This window comes from Microcoleus sp. Z1_A1 (genome assembly GCF_036700305.1).
In the GTDB taxonomy this organism is placed as follows: Bacteria; Cyanobacteriota; Cyanobacteriia; order Cyanobacteriales; family Microcoleaceae; genus Microcoleus.
The window spans coordinates 21,957-28,567 of record NZ_JAUBOR010000058.1; the positions used below are offsets into that span (position 1 = coordinate 21,957).

At 45.2% G+C, this 6,611-nt stretch carries 11 protein-coding genes; 7 read left to right on the top strand and 4 right to left on the bottom strand.

Annotated elements, in window-relative coordinates; all coding sequences use genetic code 11:
* Positions 1-259: 259 nt before the first annotated feature.
* Complete coding sequence (locus QT973_RS24345; RefSeq protein WP_333058264.1) at positions 260-1,798, bottom strand: DEAD/DEAH box helicase family protein; 1,539 nt, start codon at positions 1,796-1,798, stop codon at positions 260-262.
* A 309-nt stretch (positions 1,799-2,107) separates the two neighbouring features.
* On the opposite strand from QT973_RS24345, the gene ald reads away from it, so the two are divergent.
* On the top strand, positions 2,108-3,196 hold the full coding sequence (gene ald / locus QT973_RS24350; RefSeq protein ID WP_333058265.1) for an alanine dehydrogenase: 1,089 nt from the start codon (positions 2,108-2,110) through the stop codon (positions 3,194-3,196).
* A 22-nt stretch (positions 3,197-3,218) separates the two neighbouring features.
* Here ald and QT973_RS24355 read toward each other — a convergent pair whose 3' ends face one another.
* The 3 genes from QT973_RS24355 to QT973_RS24365 all read right to left on the bottom strand — a co-directional run bounded on the left by QT973_RS24355 (position 3,219) and on the right by QT973_RS24365 (position 4,206).
* Positions 3,219-3,368 carry a hypothetical protein gene (locus QT973_RS24355; protein WP_333058266.1) on the bottom strand — a complete coding sequence of 50 codons (150 nt, stop codon included), beginning with the start codon at positions 3,366-3,368 and terminating at the stop codon, positions 3,219-3,221.
* 117 nt (positions 3,369-3,485) lie between these two features.
* Positions 3,486-3,806 (bottom strand): hypothetical protein, encoded by a 321-nt coding sequence (locus QT973_RS24360; protein WP_333058267.1) that lies wholly within the window; start codon positions 3,804-3,806, stop codon positions 3,486-3,488.
* Complete coding sequence (locus QT973_RS24365; RefSeq protein ID WP_333392377.1) at positions 3,793-4,206, bottom strand: hypothetical protein; 414 nt, start codon at positions 4,204-4,206, stop codon at positions 3,793-3,795. The genes QT973_RS24360 and QT973_RS24365 overlap by 14 nt, the downstream gene beginning before the upstream one ends.
* 81 nt (positions 4,207-4,287) lie before the next feature.
* On the opposite strand from QT973_RS24365, the gene QT973_RS24370 reads away from it, so the two are divergent.
* The 6 genes from QT973_RS24370 to QT973_RS24385 all read left to right on the top strand — a co-directional run bounded on the left by QT973_RS24370 (position 4,288) and on the right by QT973_RS24385 (position 6,219).
* Positions 4,288-4,581, top strand: a complete 294-nt coding sequence (locus tag QT973_RS24370) for a hypothetical protein (RefSeq protein ID WP_333212235.1) — start codon at positions 4,288-4,290, stop codon at positions 4,579-4,581.
* Entirely contained in the window at positions 4,581-4,769 is a 189-nt protein-coding gene (locus QT973_RS27105) for a type II toxin-antitoxin system PemK/MazF family toxin (RefSeq protein ID WP_333212237.1), read from the top strand. The genes QT973_RS24370 and QT973_RS27105 overlap by 1 nt, the downstream gene beginning before the upstream one ends.
* Positions 4,750-4,938: a type II toxin-antitoxin system PemK/MazF family toxin gene (locus tag QT973_RS27110; protein WP_445243074.1), complete on the top strand. Its 189-nt coding sequence runs from the start codon at positions 4,750-4,752 to the stop codon at positions 4,936-4,938. Before QT973_RS27105 ends, QT973_RS27110 begins: the two co-directional genes overlap by 20 nt.
* A 178-nt stretch (positions 4,939-5,116) precedes the next feature.
* Positions 5,117-5,461 (top strand): hypothetical protein, encoded by a 345-nt coding sequence (locus tag QT973_RS24375; RefSeq protein ID WP_333144809.1) that lies wholly within the window; start codon positions 5,117-5,119, stop codon positions 5,459-5,461.
* A complete protein-coding gene (locus tag QT973_RS24380) occupies positions 5,458-5,667 on the top strand; it encodes a hypothetical protein (RefSeq protein WP_333058272.1) in 210 nt (69 codons plus the stop codon). Before QT973_RS24375 ends, QT973_RS24380 begins: the two co-directional genes overlap by 4 nt.
* Before the next feature lie 366 nt (positions 5,668-6,033).
* On the top strand, positions 6,034-6,219 hold the full coding sequence (locus QT973_RS24385; protein ID WP_333058273.1) for a DUF559 domain-containing protein: 186 nt from the start codon (positions 6,034-6,036) through the stop codon (positions 6,217-6,219).
* Positions 6,220-6,611: the final 392 nt, after the last annotated feature.

Below are 6,611 nucleotides of genomic sequence, written 5' to 3' on the forward strand. Positions count from 1 at the left end.
AAGGTGACTTAGTTAATAGTGAGATTATACACTAATTGGGCAATTTTCAATTTTCCGGGGAATCATCATTGTATTTTCCCCATTTTGCGGGTGATTCGGCTGCTTTTTTAGTCACATCCCCGTTAACTCCTTAAATCGATTTGAGATTTGATATTTGATATTTGAGATTTGAGATTTTAAATAGACCTAGGAGTGCTTTAATTATATAACCATCCTTTCGCTAAGACTTCCCATCCCACAACTAAGTTATTTAAGCTTGCTACCAGGGAATTTCATCATTGTCTTCTCCCCATTTTGCTGGTGATTCTGCTGCTTTTTTAGTCGCCTCCCGGTTGACTCCGTAAATGGGTGTCGGTTTGACAATTTCTAATTTCTGATATTCTGGCTTGGGCGGTTCTACTTGTGTTTGTGGTTTCGGTTTATGAGGCTGCATTCCTCCTCGGCGGCGTTGAGAAGTTCTTTCTTCGCTGGTGTCTTCGGTGACGACTTCGTAGAGAATTGCTAACTTATTTACATCGCTGCTTTTGCGGAGAACTCGACCCAATCGCTGAATGTATTCGCGTTCGCTGCCGGTGCCTGACAATATGATAGCAATTCGGGCGTCGGGAACGTCCACTCCTTCGTTGAGAACGTGGGAGGCGACGAGGGTTTTGTATTCGCCGCTGCGAAAGCGATCGAGGATTTCGTGGCGTTCTTTGACTGGGGTTTGGTGGGTAATTGTGGGGATGAGAAATTCTTGGGAAATTCGGTAAACTGTGGCGTTGTCTCCGGTGAAAATTAGGGTGCGCTGGGGAGAGTGTTCTGCTAGTATGTTGGCTAAAATTCGCAGTTTGCCTTCGGTACAAAGGGCGATTTCTTTGGCTTGGCGGTGGGCTAGCATGGCGCGCCTTCCCAGGGGCGATCGCGCGCTTGCCATGATAAACTGTTTCCAACCTTCGAGGCTGGATATTTTGATGTTAGACTGTTTTAAGAAGTCGTTGCGAATGTTGATTAATTCGGCGTAGCGAGATCCCTCTTCTTTTGACAGTTTTACCATGATTTGAACTATTTTATGGTCGGCTAAAGCATCGCCTGCCAAATCTTCGGGTCTTTTGCTAAATACTGTCGGGCCGATCAGGAAATGCAAATCGCTGTGGCGGCCGTCGGTGCGATCGGGTGTGGCTGTCAGTCCGAGTCGAAAAGGCGCGATCGCATATTCGGAAATTACTCGATAAAAGTCTGTTGGCAAATGGTGGCATTCGTCAAAAACCAGCAAACCGTATTTATTGCCCAAGGTTTCTGCATGAATACTTGCACTGTCGTAAGTTGCGACTAAAATTGGCGTTTTGTCCCGCGAACCTCCGCCCAACAATCCGATTTCGATGTCGGGAAAAGCTGCTTTTAAATTAGCATACCACTGGTGCATTAAATCGAGAGTTGGTACTACAATTAATGTACTGCGACCAGTGACTTGCATGGCTAATTGTGCCAGATAAGTTTTGCCGGAAGCAGTGGGGAGGACGACTACTCCTTGGCTTCCTGCTTCCTGCCAAGCTACGAGGGCTTGTTCTTGATGTGGGTAAGGCTGCATTTCCACGCTGGGTACGAGTTCGAGTAGTTCGTATGCCCTGGCTTCGTCGGTGAAGTGAATGCAGTCGGCTTGGAGGCATTCTACCAGCGGGCGGTAGTGAATTGCCCGAATGCGGTATTTTTCAACGCGATCGTCCCATGTCGCAAAGTCCACCCAGTCTCTGCCTTTGGGCGGCGGGTGCAGCAAGAGAGTTCCGCGATCGAATGTTAAGGTAGGTGTGCGTGGCATTTGTTTAGATAGGGGGGCGAGTTATGCCTGTTAAATTATAAGTGACAGATCAAATATATTGACTCTTCTTGAAATTATCTGCGTTACTCTGTGTTAATCAGCCCTACATCTGCGGTCGATCTATCAATCAAAAAATTATGTAATTCAAGTCTAAATTGAGGAAATTGCGATCGATCTGGCGGAAAATCCAACACAAATTATCCTACCCCAGCCGGATTGCCAAATCTAAAATCTACAAGAGTATTGGCCCGCTGGGAATGGTTTTTAAGTTAGATTCGATCTATGTATGCCTGAGATTAGAGGTTATAGATGGAAATAGGCGTCCCCAAGGAAATCAAGGATTTAGAGTTTCGAGTCGGGCTCAGCCCCACAAGTGTCCGGGCTTGTTCGGACAAAGGCCACACAGTTTTTGTGGAAACAAATGCTGGTGCTGGGGCCGGTTTCGCAGACGAGGACTACGTTCAAGCAGGGGCTAAGATTGTCTTAAAGGCTTCCGATGTCTGGAAGCGCGAACTAATTGTTAAAGTTAAAGAACCGCTGCCTGCTGAGTATCCGCTGATACAAAAAGAGCAGTTGCTGTTTACATATTTGCACTTGGCGGCCGATCGCACATTAACCCAGCATTTAATTAGCAGCGGAGTCCAGGCCATCGCCTACGAAACCGTCGAACTCCCGGACAGAAAGTTGCCGCTGCTGACGCCGATGAGCATTATTGCAGGGCGTTTGGCCGTGCAGTTCGGTGCTCGATTTCTGGAACGACAGCAAGGCGGCAGGGGCATACTTTTGGGTGGCGTACCGGGGGTAAGACCGGGTAAAGTTGTGATTTTGGGCGGCGGCATTGTCGGCACAGAAGCAGCCAGAATTGCTGTAGGAATGGGCGCCAGAGTACAGATATTAGACGTAAATGTCGATCGCCTAGCCTACTTGGAAACTCTGTTCGGTTCCAGAGTAGAATACCTCTACAGCAGTCCTTTGCAAATTGAAGCAGTTGTTCCCGATACTGATTTGTTAATCGGTGCGGTTTTGGTTCCGGGGAAAAAAGCTCCGGTGCTAGTTTCTCGCGAATTTGTTGCGAAGATGCACCCCGGTTCTGTGATTGTTGACGTAGCCGTTGACCAAGGCGGCTGCGTGGAAACTTTGCGGGTAACTTCTCACACAAATCCTACTTATGTTGAGGAAGGAGTTGTGCATTACGGCGTGCCGAATATGCCCGGTGCCGTGCCTTGGACTGCGACTCAAGCTTTGAATAACAGCACTTTGCCTTATGTTTTGCAGTTGGCAAATAACGGGATTAAAGCTTTGGAAATGAATCCGAGTTTGGCGAAGGGATTGAACGTGCAGAATCACCGATTGGTGCATCCGGCCGTGCGCGAGGTTTTCGCAGATTTGGCTGATTAGATTCCCATTTTTTTTAAGTAAGCTATCCCGCATCTAAATTGTATTTTGGTGCGGGTAGGAGCAACAGTCTCGATCCCCCTCGCATCCCCTTAAGAAGGGAGACTTTGAGTGAGGAGAGTTGAATGGCTTGCTCGATGCGATCGAGGTCATCAGATAAAATATTAGGCAGCATAATTCAGTCGTTGCGCTAGTTGCTGATGCAGCCCTCGATTGAGAAAAAGGAGTAAAGGGCGATCGACCTTTTTATGCCAAAAAGAGCGATCGACCTTCTCCCTAATTCACAAGATAATCACTCAGAGTTTTTAGTAAGCGTTGATGTCGCTTGCGATGAAATAGCTCCAATAGAACCGATAATTTGATTGCGAGGCAATACAGCAAGGAAACCTAACCGAATTAACGATTGAGACCGTAAACCACTGGGAGCAAAGTCTGGGTCTGAAGGGGAAATAATATCGACAAAATCTGGAACCTGTTGATGTAGTTGGGTGCTAACACCACAAACTAAAAAATCTCCATAAGGAGGTAGTTCCCTCAGAAGGATGACTGGACGATTCTTAATTTTCCCGTCAGCTTGAGGAATTGGGGTGAGAACAACATCAGCTTCCTGCATAGTCAGGATTTGGTGTTTTAATTGCATTGAGCGGGTAATCGTCGTTCTGATTGTAGGCTTTGTTTAGTTGATGCCTTGACAACCACAACCCGGCTTCGCGTTCTGCTAATTGTTCCGGGAGGACTGTGATAATGAGTTTTATGTTTGGTTCAAGCTTATAGGGTTCATCTAGCTGAATAGATTGCCCATCAAAATGTGCTGATAAAGAAATAAGCTTCATGGCTTGGATATCTTGAAGGCGAGTGCTTTTACTAAGTTTATCATATTTTGACGCTCTAGGGACACAGGCTTTGACCCGTTTCTCTACCATAAATTTGCTCCATTCCTTAGAAAAACGATCGCCCCTCCTCGAAGCAAAAAGCGAGATTCCTCGATCGAGAAAAGCGATCGAGCTTTCCATGACAAAAGAGCGATCGCTAACCCACTGGACGCGAATAGTTGTATAATAGACAAACTAGGCAAGCGCAAAAAGTGAAAACCTATGTCACAGGCAATCCTCAAACAAATTGTTAATCAGCTTGAAATGCTGGAAGTTTTAGAGTTACAGGAACTCGAGCGCGTAATCTGGAAATATCTGGCTGACAAACAGCAAGCTACTCAACAATATCTACTTCAAAAATCTGCTAATAAAAAACAATTATTTCGAGAATGGGATGACATTTCTGATGAAGAAGCTGCGATACTAAAAGCTGAGTTTGCCGCCGAGGATTTAGCTTTTGCAGAAGTCGCCTTAAGTGATTATCTGCCTCGACTTCAGCAACAGGATAAAATCTGATGCTAGGAGATATTTATTTGGCAGATTTGAATCCTTCTAGAGGGTCAGAACAAGCAGGAATTAGACCAGTCATTATTGTACAGCGAGATACATTAGACCGCTTTACTACAACAGTAGTCGTAATTCCGGTAACAAGTAATCTGCGACGATGCTCAAATACCAGGGACAATTATTTTACCGACTGGTGAAGGTGGTTTAACACAAGATTCGGTCGTGCTTTGCTATCAAATAGTAGCGGTAGATAGAGAGCGATTAATCAAAAAATTGGGCACTCTTTTAGCCGATTATGTATCAAGATTACAGGTAGCATTGCAGTATACATTGCAAATGGATGAATTTGAGAATGTAGAAGAATAGAATGAGTTGAAGCGCGATCGCACTCACAGCCCCAAAGAGCGATCGCCCCTGTCCATCCACAAGACCGAGATCCCTTTCCATATCCCCAAAAAGCGATTTCCTATGGGATAGCTTCGCACGCGGACTGCACGATCGTTTATAATTACAATGATTGACGAGTTATGAGGAGCGTGCAAGTATGGCAAAATTCCCCAACGAACTTGCGGAAATTATCTGGAATTTGAAACGCCAGTTGCTAGATATTGTTGACGCAGCAACAGCAGCAGAATTGACTCTATTTGAACTTTTTGGAGAAACGAGTGATACGATACCATTTCTGGATGAACTGAAAAGTGTGGCTGAACGTGCTACACCCTGGTTTAATCGGCTGTCTAATTTTCAGTTACGCATAGCTGAGTCTCAACCCACAATTTCGGTTGATATGCTAAACTTAGTAAACCAATCTATTGAACGCATCCAAATCGAAATTCCGGCAATGGAACGGAGTATTCAAGAAGTGAAAACGGAGTGGAATTTGCCATGACTAGCCAACCGCGTATTCCCAATCCTGAAACAGCCAAGAGATTATTGGCTAATTTGCGCCGCAGTCGTTTAGCAATGGAAGCAGCGACTCTGGAATTAGAAGACATTACAATGCAGTTGGAAAATGACAGCAGACAAAGGCGTTTGGTGCGGTTGAGGCAGGCAATTAACGATGCTGAGGCTGCTAATTTTTCAGTCAATGTCTGAAATTATTTCTTAAATCTCGCCCCAAAACCTATAATTTAAATATTGACGAAAACAGCAAGATCGATCGCACTTTTTGACTCATAACAAAAGAGCGATCGACCTTTCCCTATCCCCAAAAGATCGCCCTAGTTGTCAAGTAGACATGGTTTGAGATAAACTAATTCTGAAACTATTCCCTAAATATCGCCCCATCACCTATAATTTCCATTAACATCTTATCCCCCCCTTCTTAAGGGGGGTTAGGGGGGATCGTACCGGGATTATGCCAAAACTAAACGACTCCAACTTCCACCTACCATACAACCCAAAACTCATCCCCATCGCCAAGGAAATGCGGAAAAATCCAACTCCCTCATAAAAAAAACTGTGGCAAAATTTTCTCAGAAATTCCCTTTTCGAGTTTTGAGACAGCGCCCCATAGACAATTTTATCGTAGACTTTTATTGTGCGGCTTTACTGTTAGTAATTGAGATTGATGGGGAGAGTCATTTTACGGAACAAGGGAAACTATATGATGCAGAAAGAACCGGGATTTTACAGGGTATGGATTGAAGGTTGTCAGGTTTACGAATGTTGAGGTGTTGCAGAGTTTTGAGGGGGTTTGTCAGGAGTTGTTGGGTTTGATGGAGGGTGATTTTTGAGGCCTGATCCCCCCTAGCCCCCCTTAAGAAGGGGGGGACATGAAGGGAGGGGAGATCGCCCACTTGTAATCCCAAGCATTGCCTTTTTTGACTTATTCCAAAAGGGCCAGACCCCTAGTTGTCAAGTAAACATGATGTGAGATAAACTAATCCTGAAACTATTCCCTAAAAATATCGCCCCTCCACCCACAATTTAAATGCACATCTTGTCCCCCCCTTCTTAAGGGCAGGGTGGATTAATTGTCAAAAGAGTAAACCAGTGGGGTTAGGCTATTTGCTGACGAGCACGCGCCAGATTTAATT

Bases quoted from the DNA above. Each gene is read 5' to 3' on its own strand.
- QT973_RS24345 (WP_333058264.1), bottom strand. From the start codon at position 1,798: ATGCCACGCACACCTACCTTAACATTCGATCGCGGAACTCTCTTGCTG.
- ald (WP_333058265.1), top strand. From the start codon at position 2,108: ATGGAAATAGGCGTCCCCAAGGAAATCAAGGATTTAGAGTTTCGAGTC.
- QT973_RS24355 (WP_333058266.1), bottom strand. From the start codon at position 3,368: ATGCTGCCTAATATTTTATCTGATGACCTCGATCGCATCGAGCAAGCC.
- QT973_RS24360 (WP_333058267.1), bottom strand. From the start codon at position 3,806: ATGCAGGAAGCTGATGTTGTTCTCACCCCAATTCCTCAAGCTGACGGG.
- QT973_RS24365 (WP_333392377.1), bottom strand. From the start codon at position 4,206: ATGGAAAGCTCGATCGCTTTTCTCGATCGAGGAATCTCGCTTTTTGCT.
- QT973_RS24370 (WP_333212235.1), top strand. From the start codon at position 4,288: ATGTCACAGGCAATCCTCAAACAAATTGTTAATCAGCTTGAAATGCTG.
- QT973_RS27105 (WP_333212237.1), top strand. From the start codon at position 4,581: ATGCTAGGAGATATTTATTTGGCAGATTTGAATCCTTCTAGAGGGTCA.
- QT973_RS24375 (WP_333144809.1), top strand. From the start codon at position 5,117: ATGGCAAAATTCCCCAACGAACTTGCGGAAATTATCTGGAATTTGAAA.
- QT973_RS24380 (WP_333058272.1), top strand. From the start codon at position 5,458: ATGACTAGCCAACCGCGTATTCCCAATCCTGAAACAGCCAAGAGATTA.